General features: G+C 55.2%; 18 protein-coding genes. All 18 read left to right on the top strand.

What is annotated here, in order from left to right:
- Nucleotides 1-7 precede the first annotated feature (7 nt).
- The 18 genes from spoVAEA (at nucleotide 8) to BA6348_RS17015 (ending at nucleotide 19,221) form a co-directional block, all read left to right on the top strand.
- The gene (spoVAEA, locus tag BA6348_RS17100) at nucleotides 8-625 is read left to right on the top strand and encodes a stage V sporulation protein SpoVABEA (protein ID WP_005836014.1); all 618 of its coding nucleotides are present in this window, start codon (nucleotides 8-10) and stop codon (nucleotides 623-625) included.
- Complete coding sequence (locus BA6348_RS17095) at nucleotides 579-2,048, top strand: spore germination protein (RefSeq protein ID WP_005836013.1); 1,470 nt, start codon at nucleotides 579-581, stop codon at nucleotides 2,046-2,048. Before spoVAEA ends, BA6348_RS17095 begins: the two co-directional genes overlap by 47 nt.
- Before the next feature lie 174 nt (nucleotides 2,049-2,222).
- On the top strand, nucleotides 2,223-3,545 hold the full coding sequence (gene lysA / locus BA6348_RS17090; RefSeq protein WP_122953139.1) for a diaminopimelate decarboxylase: 1,323 nt from the start codon (nucleotides 2,223-2,225) through the stop codon (nucleotides 3,543-3,545).
- A 122-nt stretch (nucleotides 3,546-3,667) separates the two neighbouring features.
- Nucleotides 3,668-5,935 (top strand): GGDEF domain-containing protein, encoded by a 2,268-nt coding sequence (locus tag BA6348_RS17085; protein ID WP_122953140.1) that lies wholly within the window; start codon nucleotides 3,668-3,670, stop codon nucleotides 5,933-5,935.
- Nucleotides 5,936-6,002: 67 nt separating this feature from the next.
- On the top strand, nucleotides 6,003-6,437 hold the full coding sequence (locus BA6348_RS17080) for a peptidylprolyl isomerase (protein WP_005836006.1): 435 nt from the start codon (nucleotides 6,003-6,005) through the stop codon (nucleotides 6,435-6,437).
- Nucleotides 6,438-6,664: 227 nt separating this feature from the next.
- A complete protein-coding gene (locus BA6348_RS17075; RefSeq protein ID WP_005836004.1) occupies nucleotides 6,665-7,333 on the top strand; it encodes a site-2 protease family protein in 669 nt (222 codons plus the stop codon).
- Between the two features lie 20 nt (nucleotides 7,334-7,353).
- Entirely contained in the window at nucleotides 7,354-8,115 is a 762-nt protein-coding gene (locus BA6348_RS17070) for a segregation and condensation protein A (RefSeq protein ID WP_005836001.1), read from the top strand.
- Nucleotides 8,105-8,689: an SMC-Scp complex subunit ScpB gene (gene scpB / locus BA6348_RS17065; protein ID WP_122953141.1), complete on the top strand. Its 585-nt coding sequence runs from the start codon at nucleotides 8,105-8,107 to the stop codon at nucleotides 8,687-8,689. The genes BA6348_RS17070 and scpB overlap by 11 nt, the downstream gene beginning before the upstream one ends.
- Nucleotides 8,690-8,785: 96 nt before the next feature.
- Nucleotides 8,786-9,955: a D-alanyl-D-alanine carboxypeptidase family protein gene (locus BA6348_RS17060; RefSeq protein ID WP_005835997.1), complete on the top strand. Its 1,170-nt coding sequence runs from the start codon at nucleotides 8,786-8,788 to the stop codon at nucleotides 9,953-9,955.
- Nucleotides 9,948-10,538, top strand: coding sequence for a nucleoside recognition domain-containing protein (locus BA6348_RS17055; RefSeq protein ID WP_005835995.1), 591 nt, complete (start codon nucleotides 9,948-9,950; stop codon nucleotides 10,536-10,538). The genes BA6348_RS17060 and BA6348_RS17055 overlap by 8 nt, the downstream gene beginning before the upstream one ends.
- 11 nt (nucleotides 10,539-10,549) lie before the next feature.
- A complete protein-coding gene (locus tag BA6348_RS17050) occupies nucleotides 10,550-11,083 on the top strand; it encodes a spore maturation protein (protein ID WP_005835993.1) in 534 nt (177 codons plus the stop codon).
- Nucleotides 11,084-11,196: 113 nt separating this feature from the next.
- Complete coding sequence (locus tag BA6348_RS17045) at nucleotides 11,197-11,946, top strand: pseudouridine synthase (RefSeq protein WP_005835992.1); 750 nt, start codon at nucleotides 11,197-11,199, stop codon at nucleotides 11,944-11,946.
- Between the two features lie 109 nt (nucleotides 11,947-12,055).
- A complete protein-coding gene (gene resA / locus BA6348_RS17040) occupies nucleotides 12,056-12,580 on the top strand; it encodes a thiol-disulfide oxidoreductase ResA (RefSeq protein WP_005835990.1) in 525 nt (174 codons plus the stop codon).
- Between the two features lie 12 nt (nucleotides 12,581-12,592).
- On the top strand, nucleotides 12,593-14,221 hold the full coding sequence (gene resB, locus BA6348_RS17035; RefSeq protein WP_122953142.1) for a cytochrome c biogenesis protein ResB: 1,629 nt from the start codon (nucleotides 12,593-12,595) through the stop codon (nucleotides 14,219-14,221).
- 24 nt (nucleotides 14,222-14,245) lie between these two features.
- Complete coding sequence (gene ccsA, locus BA6348_RS17030) at nucleotides 14,246-15,475, top strand: cytochrome c biogenesis protein CcsA (protein WP_026557081.1); 1,230 nt, start codon at nucleotides 14,246-14,248, stop codon at nucleotides 15,473-15,475.
- Between the two features lie 90 nt (nucleotides 15,476-15,565).
- Nucleotides 15,566-16,282, top strand: coding sequence for a response regulator transcription factor (locus BA6348_RS17025; protein WP_005835983.1), 717 nt, complete (start codon nucleotides 15,566-15,568; stop codon nucleotides 16,280-16,282).
- Nucleotides 16,283-18,073 carry an ATP-binding protein gene (locus BA6348_RS17020; RefSeq protein WP_005835982.1) on the top strand — a complete coding sequence of 597 codons (1,791 nt, stop codon included), beginning with the start codon at nucleotides 16,283-16,285 and terminating at the stop codon, nucleotides 18,071-18,073. It abuts the gene before it with no gap.
- A gap of 14 nt (nucleotides 18,074-18,087) precedes the next feature.
- Nucleotides 18,088-19,221, top strand: a complete 1,134-nt coding sequence (locus BA6348_RS17015; protein WP_122953143.1) for an HAD family hydrolase — start codon at nucleotides 18,088-18,090, stop codon at nucleotides 19,219-19,221.
- Nucleotides 19,222-19,297 lie beyond the last annotated feature (76 nt).

Genomic DNA, 19,297 nt, shown 5'->3' with positions numbered 1-19,297 from the left:
TGAGCAAATGAGGGAGGATCAGCGGCGCAAGGTCATCCTGGTGACAGACGGCGACCATATCGCGCAAAAAGCAGTGGAGAGCGTCGCGAAAGAGCTGGGAGGCAGGTGCATTTCGCTGTCTGCGGGAAATCCGACTCCTGTTTCCGGCAAGCAGGTGGTGGAGCTCATCAAGATGGCGCCCCACGATCCGGTCATCGTCATGTTCGATGACAACGGCGATTTTGGCAAAGGGCGCGGGGAGCGGGCGATTGAATACGTCGCCAGCCACCCGGACATCGAAGTGATTGGCGCGCTCGCAGTCGCCTCTCATACGAACTGGGTACACGGTGTGACGGTTGCCTATTCCGTCGACAACCAGGGGCAGATCGTAGAGGGGGCGGTCGACAAGGACGGATATGCGGATCAAGAGCTGCAGCATCATATTTACGGCGACACCGTCGATATTTTGAACACCTTGAAGCTGCCCAATGTCATCGGCATCGGAGACATCGGGAAAATGGACGGGCGCGACAGCTTGCAAAACGGCTGCCCGATCACCAAAAGGGCGGTGCAATGGATCATGGAAAGGAGCGGTGCCTATGGCGACAGTGACGGAGAAAAGACGCCCCATCTCGGACCGAATTGAGGAAAACAAGGAGTATCTAAACGACAGGCTCGGGGTAGGAAAAAGCTTTGACATCGGCGTCCACGAGTTTTTTGTGGGCAACACGAAGCTGCTTATGTACTACATAAACGGGTTTGTGGAGAGTCAGCTCGTCACGCAAATCATGCGGGAGATCAACGACTTGCGCGGCAGGGACGTCGCGGACAATTTGTTTGATACGCTGTTTTACAAGTTCATTCCGTTTTTTCAGCTCGTCAAAGTCGATACAACAGACGAGTTTATGGACAAGCTGCTGGTCGGGCAGGTCGGGCTGATTATCGACCACTCTCCCCATGCGATCATTATGGATGCGAAAGTGTTGCCCACGCGTACGCCGCAGGAGCCGGACACGGAGCGGATTGTTCGCGGGGCGCACGATGGCTTCACCGAGGCGATCGTGACGAATACGGTGCTGACGCGCAGGCGGATACGCGACGAGCGGTTGCGATTCGAGATCATGCAGATTGGCGAGCGCACCAAAACGGATGTCGCCGTCGCGTACCTGCAAGATGTAGCGAACCCGGATCTGGTGGACGAATTGAAAGAACGGCTGCAAAATATCCAGATCGACGGGATTCCGATGGCGGAGAAGACGATTGAGGAGTTCATCATCGGGAAGACGCTGAATCCGTTTCCGCTGGTCCGCTATACCGAGCGACCCGACGTGGCGGCGGTACACCTTTTGGAAGGACATGTGCTGATTTACGTAGACACATCGCCGAGCGTCATGATTACTCCTGCGACTTATTTTCATCACGTCCAGCACGCAGAGGAATACCGCCAGACTCCTGTCGTGGGAGCGTACTTGCGCTGGGTGCGTTTCTTCGGAATTTTGGTTTCGGTGTTCGTTTTGCCGATCTGGCTGCTTCTGGTAATGCATCCGTCGATGATTCCGGAGCCGCTTCATTTCATCGGCATTAAGGATAAAGGCAACATTCCACTGCTGGCGCAATTTATTATGGCGGAGCTGGGGCTAGATTTGATGAGAATGGCCGCGATTCATACCCCCACACCGCTTTCGGTCGCGATGGGGCTTTTGGCGGCGATTCTCGTGGGGGATGTCGCGATCAAAGTCGGGCTGTTTGCGCCGGAGGTCATTTTGTACCTCGCCGTGGCGGCAATCGGCATGTTTGCGACGCCAAGCTACGAGCTGAGCCTAGCGAATCGGCTGGTGCGCATTTTCCTGATCTTGATGGTCGGCTTCTTCTCGACGCCGGGCCTGATGATCGGCTTCCTCGCTGTCCTGGTCGGCCTGGCTGCGACGCGCTCGCTCAACACGCCTTATTTGTGGCCGCTCATTCCTTTTAACTACAAGGCGATGAAGGATGTCGTCGTCCGCCTGGCGGTTCCAAGCAAAAACCGGCGTCCGAGTATCGTTCGCTCCCAAAATTCCTCTCGTCAATAATATTCAGAAAACGGATGTCATCACCCATTGTCAAAAGCACAGGCTTGTAGTAAATTGATGGGGAAGCCTTACGATGCTTGTTATGTATGGCAACTGACGCATTGGGGTCAGTTGCCTTTCTCTATAGGATCTGGGCTGTTAGAATCGGCGGGTTTAGACTGGGAGGAGCCAATTATGTTTTTACACGGGACAAGTCGAGTGAACGAGCAGGGACATCTGGAAATCGGGGGCTGTGATACGACCAGCCTGGCAGCTACGTACGGCACGCCGCTGTACGTATATGACGAGGCACACATTCGCACAAAGTGCCGCAGCTTTGTAGAGGCGTTCAGGCAAACGGGCTTCTCGTTTCAGGTCGCGTACGCCAGCAAAGCGTTTTGCACGATGGCGATGTGCAAACTGGTAGAGGAAGAAGGGCTTTCTCTCGATGTCGTATCGGGGGGTGAGCTGTACACAGCGCTGCAGGCAGGTTTTCCGGCAGAGCGCATTCACTTCCACGGCAACAACAAGTCGATAGACGAAATCAAGATGGCGCTGGATGCGAAAATCGGCTGTTTTGTGGTAGACAATTTTTATGAGCTTCACGTGCTTGCCGATCTGGCCGAGGAGCGCGGCGAAAAGATTGCGGTTCTCCTGCGCGTGACGCCAGGTGTGGAAGCTCATACGCACGAATACATTTCCACGGGGCAAATCGACTCCAAGTTTGGCTTTGACGTGCAAAACGGTCAGGCGCTGGAAGCGATCCGCTATGCACACGAGAGCAATCATCTGCACTTATTGGGCGTTCATAGCCATATCGGCTCGCAAATTTTTGAAACAGACGGCTTCCTCGTCGCGGTAAGGCGGTTGACAGAGCTTTTGGGCGAAGCAAAAGAACAGTACGGCTTCCTGCCAGAAGTATTGAACGTGGGCGGAGGCTTCGGAATCCGCTATGTGGAGGGCGACACGCCGCAGCCAGCCGAAACGTACATCAAGGCGATTACCGATGTCGTTCGCGAAGAGCTGACTGCGCGCGCAATTCCGCTCCCTGAGCTGTGGATCGAGCCAGGCCGCAGCATCGTGGGCGACGCGGGCACTACTTTGTACCGAATCGGCTCCCAAAAAGAAATTCCGAACGTCCGCAAATACGTCGCGGTGGACGGAGGCATGACGGACAACTTGCGTCCTGCCCTGTACAATGCGCAGTATGAAGCGGCGATTGCCAACAAGATGAACCAGCCTGCCAGCGAAGTCGTTTCGATTGCAGGCAAATGCTGCGAGTCTGGCGACATGCTGATTTGGGACGTGAAGCTGCCGCCAGCGGTTGCGGGCGATATTTTGGCTGTGACCAGCACAGGGGCTTACGGCTATTCCATGTCCAACAACTACAACCGCATCGCTCGTCCGGCTGTTGTGTTCGTGAAGGACGGAGAGGCCGAGCTGGTCGTCAAACGCGAGACGTACGCGGATGTAGTCGGCCACGACCTTTTGCCAAAACGGGCGCAGTTGCAACGCTAAGCGAATCAATAGACCAAACCCTTCCGACCATGCTGCGGAAGGGTTTTTATATTACCTTCACTCCGCATTCACGAAAAATTAAACCTTCCCTGCCATAATGGAGGTGGCGAGGAGGATCCAGCATGCTGTCGACTCTCATCAGACGATTTTGGCGCTTTCCTTATTTTTCCTTAGATAAGCGTCAATGGATGAAGACCGTCATTCGGCAGGAAATTAACAAAGGCCGCAATGTCGTCTTGTTTTACGTAGACATCGTAAAAATGACCGAAGTGCAGCAGCGCTATGGCGATACGAGCGCCAAGCGGGTGCTGCACATTTTTGAAGGCATACTGCCGGCGGTGGCCCGCCAGGCGTTTGAAATCAAGGGGAGGATTTTGGCGATTCAAAAGCTGTGGGGCGACGATTTCGCCATTTACGTTTCGTTTGGCGGGCAAGTGAGCGACGAAGATTGCCGCATGCTCTCCATTCATTTTCAGGAAGTGGCGGAGCGGCAGCTCAATCGCCAGGTCAGCTTCGTCAATCGGGAGGACTTGCGCGTCCATATCGGGTACGCCCCGATTGCAGGTCACGATATCGTGCGCGAGATGTACACCTCTGTCAAACACGCCGTCCACATGGCGAAGTACGGGATCACCTCGGAAAAATATACGCACATGACGCAGTTTCACAAGCTGCTTGCCGAAGAAAATGTACACATGCATTTCATGCCGATCGTTCATCTGCCCGACGGTCACGCCCTGGGCTGGGAGGCGCTGGCTCGCGGCCCGCAAAACAGCCCGTTTGCCACGCCTGCGACGTTGTTCAGCTATGCGGAAGAGACGGATACGGTTTTTCGCCTGGAGCACATTTGCCGCAAACGGGCGCTGGAGCAACTGCGCTACCTGAATCCGAACGAAAAGCTGTTTATCAACCTGGACCCGCGGGCGATTGACGATCCGTTTTTGCTGCGCGGCAAAGTCCAGAGCCTGCTTGCCAACTACGGACTCAACCCGCACAACATCGTCTTCGAAATTACCGAGCGCCACGCGATCACCAACTATGCCGTTTTTCGCAAAATTATCGAGGAATATCGCAAAAAAGGCTATTTGATCGCGGTAGACGACGCCGGAGCGGGGTATTCCAGCCTGGAATCCATTGCGGAGATTTACCCCGACTTCATCAAGCTGGACATGTCGCTCATCCGCAACATTGATGTCGACCCGATCAAGCAGGCGCTTCTGGAGACGTTCGTGTCGTTTGCCGAGAAGGTCAACTGCAAAATTATTGCGGAAGGCATCGAAACAGAGCGCGAGCTGGAAACGCTGATGGACGTAGGCGTCGTCTACGGCCAAGGCTATTTCTTGGGCAAGCCGGACAAGGGGATGGCGCAAGTGTCTGGCCAGGCGATGAACTTTTTGCGCTACATGCAGGAAAAACGAAGGAACGGCGAGCGCGAGGCGCTGATTGTAACGCCGGACATGACGGAGATTTTGGCGAAGACGATCTGTGTGGAAAAGCACGTCCGCGTCCGCCGGGTGCACGAAATTTTTGAGCAAAACCAGCGAATCGAAAGCGTCGTCGTGCTGGAGGAGGGGCGGCCGATCGGGCTGGTCATGCGCTTTTCCCTCTATCAAATTCTCGGCGGCCAGTACGGGATTGCGCTCTACTACGAGCGGCCTGTTTCGCACATCATGAACACGAATCCGCTCAAAGCCGGCAAAACCGACAGGCTGGACGAGGTAGCCAAGCGGGCCATGGCGCGGGACGCCTACCATCTGTACGACGTCGTCATCATCGTCGGCGAGCAAAATGAATACCTCGGCATCGTGACCGTGCAAAACCTGCTCGACAAGATGGCGTCGATCAAGCTGGAAATGGCCAGCTCCGCCAATCCGCTGACGGGACTTCCCGGAAATGTGCAGATTGAGCGCGAGCTGAACTTGCGAATCAAGCAGCGCGAGGCGCAGATGGTCATCTATTGCGACCTCGATCGGTTCAAATGGTTCAATGACCGCTACGGCTTTGAGGTCGGGGACCAAATTATCGTCCGGACGGCGAATTTGCTGCGTGAAGCGTCCCGGCGGTTCGGGAGCGGAAACGATTTTATCGGCCATATCGGCGGCGACGATTTTATTCTCATCACGTCGGCGCACGGGGTGGATGCGCTCATTGCTTTTCTGATTGATTCGTTTTCGTCGTACTTCGCGGACATTTATGAAAAGTGCCGGATGGGCGAAGAGGTGCAACTGTCGATGTCGATGGCCGGAGTGGATCTCGGCCCAGACCTGTACACGAGCGCGGAAGCAGTGGCACGGCGGGCGGCAGATGTGAAAAAAACGGCCAAGTCGCATCCCGGCACGGTGTTTGTCCACGACCGCGAATGCGAGCAGCAGACGGGCGTGGAGGTATAAATTGGACGGGGACCTTTGCGCGTGGTAAAATAGGAACGTTAACTTTACAAGGTCTGGAGGCTCATCCATGAAAAAAGCGCACATCACCATGGAAAATGGTAGTCAAATCGAGCTGGAGCTGTTCGATCAGGAAGCTCCGGGAACCGTTGCGAACTTTGAAAAACTGGCAAACGAAGGCTTCTACAACGGTCTTTCGTTCCACCGTGTCATTCCTGGCTTCGTAGCTCAAGGCGGGTGCCCGTATGGAACAGGAACAGGCGGGCCAGGCTACACCATCAAATGTGAAACAAAAGGAAACCCGCACAAGCATCTGCGCGGTGCGCTCTCCATGGCGCATGCAGGCAAAGACACAGGCGGCAGCCAGTTCTTCATCTGCTACGATTCCTTCCCGCACCTCGATGGCGTACATACTGTGTTTGGCCGCGTGACTTCCGGCATGGAGCATGTCGACGCGATCAAGCAAGGCGACAAAATGGCAACCGTAAAAGTCGGAGCCGAATAATCAGCGTTTTGCAGCACCGGCGGGCACAGGCTTGCCGGTGCTTTTTATTGCGCCGCGAATACACTTGTAAGCCTATCCATCTGCTGGTATCCTATAGGGTAGACGATTTTTTGCCGAGCATAGCCGATGGACTTTTCACAAGCTGCGTAAACAAGCTGCCTCGACATAGCATGATATGCTGGCTTGGGGGGAACGGCTTTGCCTTAGAGGCTGTTAAGGGGGAACCAATGGATCTTTTTCACTTTGATTGGAAAACGGTACCGTTTCGCATGATTGCATTCGTTATCGCTTTCAGTTTGCACGAATGGGCGCACGCCTTTGTCGCCTGGAAGTTGGGCGACGATACCGCCAAAAATGAGGGCCGTTTAACGATAAATCCAATCCCGCATATCGATCCGTTCGGTTTGATCCTCATTCTGTTTGGACCGTTCGGCTGGGCCAAGCCTGTGCCGATCAACCCGCTGCATTTTCGCGGGAACAAGCGGTTGGGCATTGTGTACGTGTCAGCGGCGGGGCCACTGATTAACCTGGTGCTGGCGATTCTTTTCTGCGTCATTTACATACTCGTAAGCCTTTTCGGCGTGATGGACGGCATGAGCGACAAAGCGGCGTTTGCGCTGGAGACGACGCTCCGATTCTGTATCATCATCAATATCGGTCTGTTTGTGTTCAACTTGCTGCCGGTTCCACCGCTCGACGGGTACAAGATCGTGCGTTTCCTGTCGCCGAGACGCTGGGATGGCGCTTTTTACAACTTTGAAATTTACGGCCCGTGGCTTTTGCTGCTCTTGATCTTTATCCCGGGGGTTAGCTCCATGATCTTCGGAGTTCCTATGGGCATGATGCTGAACTTTGTGCAACAGATTGCAGCGGGCATCGTGAGCGTGTTCATTTAAAGGAAACGAGGGGACGTCTTTTGGCATACAGCATCAAACTTGATTCCTTTGAAGGGCCCCTTGACCTTTTGCTGCACCTGATCGACAAGGCGGAAGTGGACATCTACGACATCCCGATAGCGGAAATTACCGAGCAATACCTTGCGACGATCGATCAAATGCAAGAGCTGCAATTGGACGTCGCCAGCGAGTTTGTCGTCATGGCGGCGACGCTTCTCTCGATCAAGAGCAAGATGCTGTTGCCAAGAAAAGAGGAGCACGTGTTTCAGCCGTTTCTCGATATGGATGTCGAGGAAGTGGACCCGCGCGAGGAACTGGTGGCGCGGCTGTTGGAGTACAAGCGCTACAAGCTATTGGCCGAGCAGTTGCGCGAGATGGAAATCGGCCGCAACCAGGTGTTTACCCGGCCTGCGGAAAGTCTGGCGCCGTACGTGCGCGAGGAAGATCACACGGTCAAAAACGTGACCTTGTACGATCTGATTAACGCTCTGGAAAAGCTGGTGCAAAAAGCAAAAGACAAGGAGCCGATGACAAAGGTTTCCCGTGACGAAATCTCGATCAAGGACAGGATGACGCAAATTCGCCAGCTAGTGCGTGTCGGCGGCGGAATGGTGCGCTTTTCCCAGCTTTTTTCCAAAGGGGCGACCCGTTCGGAAATCGTGACGACATTTCTCGCTTTGCTGGAGTTGATGAAGGCAAAGCACATTACATGTATTCAAAATCAACTGTTTCAGGACATCATGATATGTGATGCGGAAGGAGCCCAAAACGATGGACTATGACAAGCTGAAAGGCGTGATCGAAGGCTTGCTGTTCATCTCGGGGGATGAAGGCATTGATGCCAAGGAGATCAGTGAAATCGTCGAGGTGTCGGAAGAAGAGGTCATTGATTTGATCGAGGACATGAAAGCGGACTTTCGCCGGGCAGGGCGCGGCGTGCAAATCGTGGAAGTGGCCAAGGCGTATCAATTGACCACCTTGCCCGAGCATGTTCCGTATTTCGAACGACTGGCAACCTCGCCGGGACAGTCGACGCTGTCCCAGGCCGCATTGGAGACGCTCGCCATCATTGCCTACAAGCAGCCTTTGACGCGTTCGGAAATCGAAGAAATCCGCGGCGTGAAGTGCGAAAAGGCACTTAATACGCTTTTGTCGAAACAGCTCATTCGCGAAGCGGGCAGAGCCGAGGGGATCGGACGCCCGATTTTGTACGCCACGACCAAAGAGTTTCTCGAGCATTTTGGCCTGCGCGAAATTTCCGATCTGCCGGAGCCGCCCGTCAATCTGGATATCGAGGAAATCCGCATGGAAGCATCCGCGCTATTTGGCAAGCAGGAAGAAAAGACAAACGATTAGTCAGTTCGGACAGTTTTTCGTACTACCTCCCGACTCGTCCCCATATATATGTACAAACCTGTGTATCGTTGTACTTTTGGGATGGGGAGGACGTTTATGAACGTGCGAAAACTTCTGTCCGGCGGACTCGTCGTTTTTCTTTTTATACAGCTCCTGTTGGCTCCGGTATCAATCGCAGAAGCCCAAGCGCCGCCGAGCCTGTCTGCCGAGGGGGCGGCCCTGATTGACGTTGCCAGCGGGCGGATTCTCTACTCGAAAAACGGCACGAAAAAAATGCGGATCGCCAGCCTGACGAAGACGATGACGGCGATTGTCGCGATTGAGACCGGGAAGCTGGACGATGTGGTGACCGTACCACCGGAAGCGGTAGGCGTAGAAGGCTCGTCCATCTACCTGAAGCGCTCCGAGAAGCTGACGCTGGAAGAGCTGCTCTACGGTCTGATGCTGCGCTCCGGAAACGACGCTGCCGTCACGATTGCCACCCATATCGGCGGCTCTGTCCCCGGCTTTACGTATCTGATGAATGAAAAAGCCGCCTTGATCGGGATGGAGCATACGAATTTTACCAATCCGCACGGGCTCGATGACAGCAACCAGCATTACTCCACGCCGGAAGATATGGCGAAGCTGTCCGCCTATGCGTTGCGCAATCCCGTCTTTCGCCAGATCGTGTCCACCAAAGTCAAGGATATCTCCTGGGAAGGGGAAGAGTGGGACAGACGGCTTTTGAACAAAAACAAGATGCTGCACCTGTACAACGGAGCGGACGGCGTCAAAACAGGCTATACGAAGCTGGCGAAGCGTTGCCTCGCAGCATCGGCCACGCGCGACGGGCGACAGTTGGCGACGATTACGTTGAACGCTTCGGATGACTGGAACGATTCGGCGAAGCTGTTGGACTACGGATTTGCCCAGTTCCCGCTGAAGCAACTGGTCGGGGAAGGGCAGGACGTCCAGCCGGAGATGCCGCTCACGATGGAAGCAGGGACCCATCTGGTGACACAAAACGCGTTTCGCTATCCGCTCCAGACTGCGGAGGAGGCGGGGATTAAGCAGCGCGTGGTAGTGGGCCAATCGACGATTACCCCGAAGATGGATGGGCAGCTTGTCGGCTTTTTGCAGCTTTATTTGAAGGACCAGATGATCGGGCAGGTTCCGCTGCTCGTTCGCGCGGACGCCCCGACGAGCAGCCAGCCGCTGACGGGCGCGCATGCGTTTTGGAAGCAACTCTGGGACATCGTGGCAGGGGGGCTGTGGAGTGCTTAATGTCATATGGCTCGGACTGATTGTCATTAGCATCGTGGTGGCAGCCGTCACCGGGCGGATGGAAGCGGTCAACGCCGCTGCCTTTGAAGGAGCAAAAACGGGCGTCACGGTATGCTTTGGCCTGCTGAGCGTGCTTGCCTTCTGGATGGGCATCATGAAAGTCGCAGAAAAATCAGGGCTGCTCGCGCTGTTGTCCAAAGTCTTGGCGCCGATCATCCAACTGCTGTTTCCCGACGTGCCAAAAGGGCACCCTGCCATGGGCTATATTTTGTCGAACATGAGCGCCAACCTGCTCGGACTTGGCAACGCGGCGACGCCGATGGGACTGAAAGCCATGGAAGAGCTGCAAAAGCTCAACCCGGATAAGCAGCACGCCTCCCCGGCGATGTGCACGCTACTTGCGATCAACACCGCGAGCATCACGATCATCCCTACCACGATGATTGCCATCCGGATGCAGTACGGCTCGGTCAATCCGGTGGAGATTGTCGGTACGACGCTTGTCTCTTCCTTTGCCGCAACGATCGTGGCGCTTTTCATCGACCGCTGGTATCGCTATCGTCACTTACGACGTCACAGTTAGGGGGAAACCGTATGTACCAATGGGTGTCCCTGCTCTCGCTATGGGCGATTCCCGTTACGATCGCGTTTGTCCTTTTATACGGGTGGAAGAGAGAGGTCCCGGTTTACGAAACATTCGTCGAAGGGGCAAAAGGGGGGCTGACCACGACCATTCGCATCTTGCCCCATTTGATCGCGATGATGGTCGCAGTCAGCATGTTCCGCGAGTCGGGTGCGCTGGACTTGCTCTTGCGGGGAATCAAGCCTGTGCTCGACATGCTGCATTTTCCCGAGGAACTCGTGCCGCTCGCCCTGCTGCGTCCGCTGACCGGGACGGGCTCGCTTGCGATTGCGACCGATCTGATCGCCCAGTACGGGCCGGATTCGTTTTTCGGCCGGTTGGCTGCCACGATGCAAGGCAGCACGGACACGACGCTGTATGTCTTGACCGTCTACTTCGGGGCTGTCGGGATTCGCAATTCGAGCTACGCGCTGAAAGTAGGTTTGTGGTCTGACCTGGCAGGGGTCATTTTTTCCTTGCTGATCGTCTCGTATGTGTTCTCCTGAATCGAAAACAGACATGTCGGATGAGAAAACTTCCTCGAACGCCGGGGAAGTTTTTCCCTTTTTCTTGTCCACACTGGTAAGAATGGGTATGATGTTGTAGAGGTGATCCAACAATGGAACGTTTGCAAAAGGTATTGGCGCATGCTGGAGTCGCCTCTCGCCGGCATTGTGAGGAACTGATCGCACAAGGACACGTGCAGGTGAATGGACAGGTCGTTCGCGAGCAAGGGATGAAGGTCGATCCAGCGACTGACCGGATTACGGTAAAAGGCCGGGAAATCGCGCTGGAAGAGCACGTCTACTATTTGCTGTACAAGCCGACAGGCGTCATCACGAGCGTCACCGACCCCCGCGGACGGCGGGTAGTGACCGACTTGCTGACAGGAGTAAAAGAGCGCGTCTATCCGGTAGGACGTCTCGACTATGATACGTCAGGCTTGCTGCTCCTGACGAACGACGGCGATCTCGCCAACAAGCTTGCCCATCCGAGCTATGAAATCGACAAGGTGTACCGCGCCTGGGTAAAAGGCGTGCCAAGCCAGGAAAAGCTGAAAAAGCTCGCGACCGGGATTCGCCTGGAGGACGGCATGACTTCGCCGGGGGCATCCAGACTGGTGAAGGCAGAGCCAGGCAATGCGAAGGCGCTTATCGAGCTGACCATCCACGAAGGACGGAATCGGCAAGTCCGGCGGATGTGCGACGCGATTGGCCATCCCGTTTTGACGCTGGAGCGCATTCGCCTCGGCTTTTTGACGCTGGAAGGCTTGCGGCCAGGCCAGTATCGTCCGCTGTCGCGGCAGGAAGTAGACAAGCTCAGGCAGGGACTGATTCAAAACAGGCGGGGCCGAGGGGCAAAACTGTGATTCGTTCAAAATCTGTTCATAAGTTATGCGCTGGCGGAAAATCTAGGAACGCTATAATAGAATGGATAATGCCTGCAATTTATTTGTAGTAGATGGGAGTATGGGCAACATGAACAAAAGCAATCGTACATATGTCAGGATCGCGGTATTGGGTCTGCTGCTTGTCGCCCTGGTTTTTGCACTCTACTCCAGCTTCGTGAAGGACCCGAATGCGGTAAAAGTAGGGAGAGACGCTCCGAATTTCAGCCTGGAGCAGCTCAATGGACCAGAATTGGCCCTTGACGATTTGAAAGGGAAGGGCGTCGTGCTCAACTTTTGGGGGACGTGGTGTGAGCCCTGTAAAAAGGAAATGCCCGCCTTGCAGGAACAATACAGCAAGTTCAAGGACAAAGGACTGGTTGTACTCGGCGTGAACATCGGCGAGTCGCCGGTTGCCGTAGAGCCATTTGTGAAGCAGTTCGGCGTCGAGTTTCCGATTTTGCTGGACCGCCAGTCGCAAATTACGAAGCTGTACCGGATCGGTCCGATTCCGACGACCTTTTTCATCGCGCCTGATGGAGAAGTGAAGGAAATTTTTATCGGACAACTAAATGAAGCGATGATTGCGGACAAACTGTCCAAAATCTTGCCGTAAGCGAGGAGCAATATGGATCAGCGAAAATGTGAATGTGGACATACGAATCCCGTCGGAACGCTGCTCTGTGAATCGTGCGGGAAGCCGTTGAATGTGGAAGTGTTCGAGCAGATACAGTTTCCCGACATGCGCTACGAAGGGATGGCACGGCGTTCCCAGACGTACACGAAAAAGTGGATCGACCGAATCTGGAATACTTTTTCCTCGGTCAAAATTGCAATCGGTATCATTATCGTTATTCTGGTTGCCTCTGCCGTCGGAACGGTGTTTCCGCAGCAGCAATACATACCTGTTCCGGTGCCGACAGAAGCCGATGTGGCGCGCTTCTATACCGATACGTACGGGACGCTCGGAACCGTTTACTACGGGCTGGGCTTTCACAATCTGTACTCCTCCTGGTGGTTCGTGACGCTGCTCGTGCTTTTGGGAACTTCGCTGGTCATCTGTAGTCTCGACCGGGTCGTTCCGCTCTACAAGGCGCTCAGCAAGCCGCGGCTCAATCAGCACAAGTCGTTTTTGAAGGGGCAGAAGCTGTTTGGCGAAGGAGAGCTTGCGCCGGACGCAGATCAGGCGGAGCTTCTGGAGCGCTCGGCCGCCGTCCTGAAGAAAAAAGGCTACCGGATTTTCCGGGCAGAGCGGGCGATCATGGCCGAAAAAGGCCGCTTCAGCCGCTGGGGCCCATACATCAACCACATCGGTTTGATCCTGTTTCTGATCGGTGTGCTCATGCGCAATATCCCTGGCTTCTACTTGGACGAGTTCGTCTGGGTGCGCGAGGGACAAACCGTTGCGATCCCGGAGACGCCCTACTACATAAAAAGCGAGAACTACCAGACGACGTACTGGTCGGAGGAAGAAATGCCGGAGAAGCTGGAGTTGAACGGGGGCGTAATCCCGAAAAGCTTCCAGACCGATGCCGTCCTGTACTTGAACAAAAACGCGGACGTACCGGGCAAGAAACCCGATCTGGTCGAAGTGCAAAAAGGCCCGATTATCGTCAACCACCCGATGATCGAAGGAGATATTGCGATTTATCAGTCAGGGGTACAGGAGATGCAGCTCGGCGCTCTCAACTTTGTGCTGGTCGACGTGAAAAACGGAGACAAGGAGCTGGGGGCGTTCAAGGTCGATCTGTACAATCCGGCAGTAGAGCAAGAAGTCGCCGCCGGAATCAAGGTGCGAGTCCTGGATTACTTCCCGGATTTCATAATGGGCAGCGACGGCAAGCCTGCTACGAAAACGAACCTGCCGAAAAATCCGATGGTCGCGCTGGAGATTGTGGATGAAGCTACACAGCAAAGCGAGAAGCTGGTCTATTTGCAAGGCTCGGTTTTGACGCAAAAATCGGATGCCCGCTTCGGCCTGACCTTCCACAAGCCTGATCTGATCGACATCTCCGGCTTGAACGTGCGGATCGACAAGGCCGTGCCGCTCATTTACTTCGGGGCGTTTATCTTTATGATCGGTGTCGCGATGGGCTTCTTCTGGCAGCATCGCCGCATCTGGGTGCAGACACAGGATGGAACGATTTTGCTGGCAGCGCATACGAACAAAAACTGGTTCGGGCTTCGCAGGGAAGTGGACGGTTTGGTTGAGCAGTTGCAGCTCCCTGTAACCATGGAAGAAAAAACGAAGGCGTAAAAGCTCCAAGGGGGTACTCTCGACGTGCAGCTCATACAATTGAGTGACTGGTTACTGGATATCGCGTTTTTGCTGTACGTGATCTCGTCGATTGTGTTTGTGGTGGCGATGACGGGGAAAAACTGGGCGGGACGCGATCCGAAGCAACATGAGGAACGCTATGGCCGGATTGCCTATTGGCTTGCGGTCATTGGCTTTCTGGCGCAGACAGGGTATGTGATTGCCCGCTGGATTGGCGGAGGGCACAGCCCGACGAGCAACATGTTTGAGTTTATGGCCTTTTTGGATTACTGTATTATCCTGGCCTATCTGATTATTTATCGCATCTACAAGCTGACGGTAATCGGGGCGTTTGTGCTTCCGCTCGGGGTCATCATGCTGGCGTATTCGTACGTGTTCCCCAAAGAAGTGACGCCGCTGATTCCATCGCTGCAAAGCTACTGGCTGCACATTCACGTGACGACAGCGGCGCTCGGGGAAGGGATTCTCGCAGTCGGTTTCGCAGCAGGGCTGATGTATTTGATTCGTACGGTGCCGCAACATATTTCTACGCGCAGCACCAAGTGGCTGGAGTTCGTGCTTGCTGTCGTTCTCATGCTCGTCGGGTTCATTTTGATGGAATCCACATTTGCCAGAATGGAACAAAAGACCGTTTTTGAAATGAACATGGAGGAGATGAACGCGGCCGGGCAGATGGAAAAAGTACAGGTGGAGTACACGATGCCCGCGATCGTCGCCCCAGCCGATTCGAAAATCGTTCAGGCCGGGCCGATGAACCCGTGGTTCGAAGCGCCGACCTGGATGGAAGGGAAGGACGCCGCGCGCAAACTGAACACGATGCTCTGGTCGATCATCACCGGGACCGTTTTGTACGGCGGGCTGCGCCTGATTTTCCGCAAGCGTCTCGGCGCTGTGATCCAGCCTTCGCTGGAAGGCATCGAGCCTGACCTGCTGGATGAAATCAGCTACCGGGCCATCAGTATCGGCTATCCTGTGTTCACCCTGGGCGCCTTGATTTTTGCGATGATTTGGGCGCAGGAAGCTTGGGGACGATTCTGGGGCTGGGACCCGAAAGAAGTATGGGCGCTCATCGTCTGGCTGTTTTACAGTGCGTATTTGCACCTGCGCCTATCGCGCGGCTGGATCGGTGCGAAATCAGCCTGGATGTCCGTCATCGGATTCGTTATCATTTTAATTACACTGGTCGTGGTCAATCTGGTCATTGCCGGTCTGCACTCCTACGCAGGCGTGTAGCATACCCCTTCAAAAAGCTGGTGATTTTGCCAGCTTTTTGGACTATCTTCAAACCGTTGTACGATATCATGAGGCCAAGAGGTGTTAAACATGGAAAAAATGGCACGTATTCTCGTAGTAGACGATGAGGAGCGCATTCGCCGCCTGCTGAAAATGTACCTGGAAAGGGAAAACTTCCTCATCGACGAGGCTGACAATGGCGAACAGGCTGTCGAGATGGCTGTCGGCAGCGATTACGATATTATTTTGCTCGACCTGATGCTTCCCGGGATGGACGGGATCGAAGTATGCCAGCGCATTCGCGAGTTCAAGGCAACCCCGATCATCATGCTCACGGCAAAAGGCGAAGAAACAAACCGTGTGCATGGCTTTGAGGCGGGAGTCGATGATTACGTTGTCAAGCCGTTCAGCCCGCGCGAGGTCATGTACCGGGTCAAAGCGATTCTGCGCCGTTCCTCCGCTACCGCTTACTTGAAGACGGAGACGTTCAACAGCCACTCCGTGCTTGTTTTCCCCGAGCTGACGATCGACCACGACGCGCACAAAGTCATCGCGAGCGGCCAGGAAGTGAGCCTCACGCCGAAAGAGTACGAGCTGCTGCACTACCTCGCCCTGTCGCCGGACAAAGTGTTTACGCGCGAGGAGCTGCTCAAAGACGTTTGGCATTACGAGTTTTTCGGAGATTTGCGCACGGTAGATACGCACATCAAGCGGCTGCGCGAAAAACTGAACCGGGTTTCTCCGCAGGCGGCCAACATGATTGCGACCGTCTGGGGAGTCGGCTACAAGCTTGAGGTGCCGAAATAAGTGGACGTTATTTTTCGCAGCGTTGTTGGAAAGCTATGGATGACGATTATTGCGCTGTTTGCGCTCGTTTTGACGATCTTCAGCCTGCTGCTCGTGCAGTCGTTTGACAGCTTTTACAGCAATCGGCAGACGAAAAATTTGCAGGAGCTGGCAGAGGGATTGTCCAAGGGGCTGGCAGCGAGCGCGGACAAGCGGGAAGCATTGGAGATGGCTTCGACCTTTGGCCTTGTCCACCACACCGGGATGGTGGTGCTGGATGAGAACAGCCAGGTCATCGGAAAAAGCGAAGGCAACGGCTTGCCAGACATTCCCGTCGAGCAGTTGCTGAAAGACCAGGCGTTGCATCTGTCCGAGGCACTGGCCGGAAAGCATCCCGCCCCGCAGCGAATATACTTGCAGGTGGCCTCGAACAATCCGAACGACCATATGAGCAGCGTGCAAATGCTCGCGGTGGCGGTGCCGTTGGAGGTCGCGCCGGGCAAGCAGGGCGCTGTGGTGATGTACCAGGCGATTGAGGATTTTGACGATACCGTAAACGAAGTGCGGTTTTTAATTTTTGTCGTCGGCGTGATTGCATTCGTTTCTACCACGGTGTTTGCCTTTTTCCTGTCGTCGCGGATCACGATTCCGCTCAGGCAAATGAAGGAGACGGCGCACCGGATCGCGGAAGGCGATTTTCACGCGGAAGTTCCGATCAAAACAACGGACGAAACCGGCGAGCTGGCGGCCTCGTTCAACACGATGGCGAGCAAGCTGAATCAGCTTGTCGACGCCTTGTCCAAAGAAAAGGAGCAGCTCGCAAGCGTCTTGCGCTCGATGGTGGACGGGGTGGTCATGATCGACGTCAACGGGAAAATTGCCGTCACGAATCCGCCCGCAGAGCGCTTTTTGCGCGATTGGGAGTTCGAGCACAAGGACGAGCAGGTTCCGCTGTTCGCCTTTTACCAGCAGGTCGTGCAAACCGGGCAGGAGGTCACGGAGGACATTCCGGTACAGGGCCGCATCTGGGCGCTTGTCATGGTGCCGCTCAATGACCGCGAGCAAATTCGCGGGGCTGTAGCCGTCCTGCGCGACATCACCCAGGAGCGAAAGCTGGACAAAATGCGCAACGATTTCGTGGCGAATGTGTCGCACGAGCTGCGCACACCGTTGTCCATGTTGCAAGGCTACAGCGAGGCGATAGTCGACGATATCGCGACGACGCCGGAAGAGCACAAAGAACTTGCGCAAATCATTTACGACGAGTCGGTGCGCATGACCAAGCTGGTCAACGAGCTGCTCAGCCTGGCGCGGATGGAAGCCGGGCATGTGGAGCTGTTTCAGGAGATTGTGGAGCTGCGTCCGTACCTGGAGCGAATCCAGCGCAAGTTCACGAACCTGGCCCGGGAGCGCGGGATTACACTGCTTTTGGATGTGACGACGTCGCACAGCGAGGTCTACATCGACCCGGACCGGATGGAGCAGGTGTTGACCAACCTGATCGACAACGCGCTCAGGCACACGCCGAGCGGGGGCAGCGTCACCATCCGCGCGCGCGGCGACAAGACTTTGCTGATCGAGATCAGCGATACAGGCAGCGGGATTCCGCAGGAGGATTTGCCGTTTGTGTTCGAGCGCTTCTACAAGGCCGACAAGGCCCGGACACGCGGGCGCGTAGGCGGGACCGGACTGGGTCTTGCCATCGCGCGCAACATCGTCGAAGCGCACGGCGGGACAATCGGCGTGCAAAGCAAGCTGGGAGAGGGTACGACCTTTACGATCGCGATGACCGTACAGGCGAAAAACAAATAGGAGTGTAGAGAGAGATGATAAAAACGATCTTGTTTGATGTGGATGGGGTTATGCTCAGCGAAGAACGCTACTTCGATGCTTCCGCGCTGACAGTCTGGGAGCTTTTGTTCAGTCCGGGGTACGTCGGTTTGCAAGGGGATACGTTTACTCCGGCTCCCGAGGAAGCGCTGATTCGGCGCGTCCGTGAGCAAGTGTTCGCGCATGATGAAGTGCTGGATTTCATCAAATCCCGCGGCATCAATTCCAACTGGGATATGGTTTTCCTCGCGTTTTCCTACCAGTTGATTCGTTTGATCGAAGCGCTCAAGCCACACGTGCCGGAAGCGGCAAGCCTGCTCACCGCTCCGCTTGAGCGGCAAGAGCTCGCCCGGCTGCGCGACTGGGCAACCGTCTACGCTCCTGATTTTCAGGTCGACTACGCTGCTTTTCTCCCTGACTTTGCGCGAAGCTCGGCGCAAAAGGCCGACCTGCTGTTGTATTTGAACGAGCTGGCCCGCGAACGTTGCGGAGTGGAAACCGACATGTTTTCGCCGAACTGCGCCCTGTGGCAGTTGGTGCAGGAGACGTTTCAGGAATGGTACTTGGGCGATGAGCGAGTGGCTGCCTCTATCGGACGGGAAACGATGCAGCCAGGCAAAAAAGGCTTCCTGACTGACGAAATCCCGATTGTGCCGACGAAAGACATGGTCGAGCTGTTCCGCACGTTAACAGAACGTGGGTACACATTGGGCATTGGAACAGGTCGTCCGAGCATCGAGACACACGTTCCTTTGCGCGAGATGGGCCTGTTGGATTGGTTTGACCCTGAGCGTGTAGTGACCGCCACTCATGTGCTCGAAGCAGAAGCGAACTTCCCGAACTACGTGCCCTTGTCCAAGCCGCATCCTTTTTCGTATGTAAAAGGTTTGCTCGGCTTGTCCACACCGGACTGTGACGTGCTGCAATACCCGCTGCCGATCGCGAACGGCGCCGAAGTACTGGTCGTGGGAGATTCCTTGGCCGATTTCCTCGCGGCTCGCTCCATCGGCTGCCGGTTTGCGGCGACACTGACCGGATTGTCAGGCCAGGAGGCCCGCAGCAAATTTGAAGAAGTGCAAGCCGACTACATTTTGGATGATGTTCGCGGCCTTTTGGACATCTTGAAGTGAAGCCAAGCGCACGGCGTACGAAAAAGACTCCACCGCAATGAAAAGCGGCGGAGTCTTTGTGATTTTGTCCAAACGT

The organism is Brevibacillus agri (genome assembly GCF_004117055.1).
Taxonomy (GTDB): Bacteria; Bacillota; Bacilli; order Brevibacillales; family Brevibacillaceae; genus Brevibacillus; species Brevibacillus agri.
This window is presented reverse-complemented; position numbering and strand designations above follow the sequence as displayed.

Bases quoted from the DNA above. Each gene is read 5' to 3' on its own strand.
- BA6348_RS17025 (WP_005835983.1), top strand. From the start codon at position 15,566: ATGGAAAAAATGGCACGTATTCTCGTAGTAGACGATGAGGAGCGCATT.
- spoVAEA (WP_005836014.1), top strand. From the start codon at position 8: ATGAGGGAGGATCAGCGGCGCAAGGTCATCCTGGTGACAGACGGCGAC.
- BA6348_RS17015 (WP_122953143.1), top strand. From the start codon at position 18,088: ATGATAAAAACGATCTTGTTTGATGTGGATGGGGTTATGCTCAGCGAA.
- BA6348_RS17095 (WP_005836013.1), top strand. From the start codon at position 579: ATGGCGACAGTGACGGAGAAAAGACGCCCCATCTCGGACCGAATTGAG.
- BA6348_RS17060 (WP_005835997.1), top strand. From the start codon at position 8,786: ATGAACGTGCGAAAACTTCTGTCCGGCGGACTCGTCGTTTTTCTTTTT.
- resA (WP_005835990.1), top strand. From the start codon at position 12,056: ATGAACAAAAGCAATCGTACATATGTCAGGATCGCGGTATTGGGTCTG.
- BA6348_RS17075 (WP_005836004.1), top strand. From the start codon at position 6,665: ATGGATCTTTTTCACTTTGATTGGAAAACGGTACCGTTTCGCATGATT.
- BA6348_RS17050 (WP_005835993.1), top strand. From the start codon at position 10,550: ATGTACCAATGGGTGTCCCTGCTCTCGCTATGGGCGATTCCCGTTACG.
- lysA (WP_122953139.1), top strand. From the start codon at position 2,223: ATGTTTTTACACGGGACAAGTCGAGTGAACGAGCAGGGACATCTGGAA.
- BA6348_RS17080 (WP_005836006.1), top strand. From the start codon at position 6,003: ATGAAAAAAGCGCACATCACCATGGAAAATGGTAGTCAAATCGAGCTG.
- BA6348_RS17085 (WP_122953140.1), top strand. From the start codon at position 3,668: ATGCTGTCGACTCTCATCAGACGATTTTGGCGCTTTCCTTATTTTTCC.
- resB (WP_122953142.1), top strand. From the start codon at position 12,593: ATGGATCAGCGAAAATGTGAATGTGGACATACGAATCCCGTCGGAACG.
- BA6348_RS17045 (WP_005835992.1), top strand. From the start codon at position 11,197: ATGGAACGTTTGCAAAAGGTATTGGCGCATGCTGGAGTCGCCTCTCGC.
- scpB (WP_122953141.1), top strand. From the start codon at position 8,105: ATGGACTATGACAAGCTGAAAGGCGTGATCGAAGGCTTGCTGTTCATC.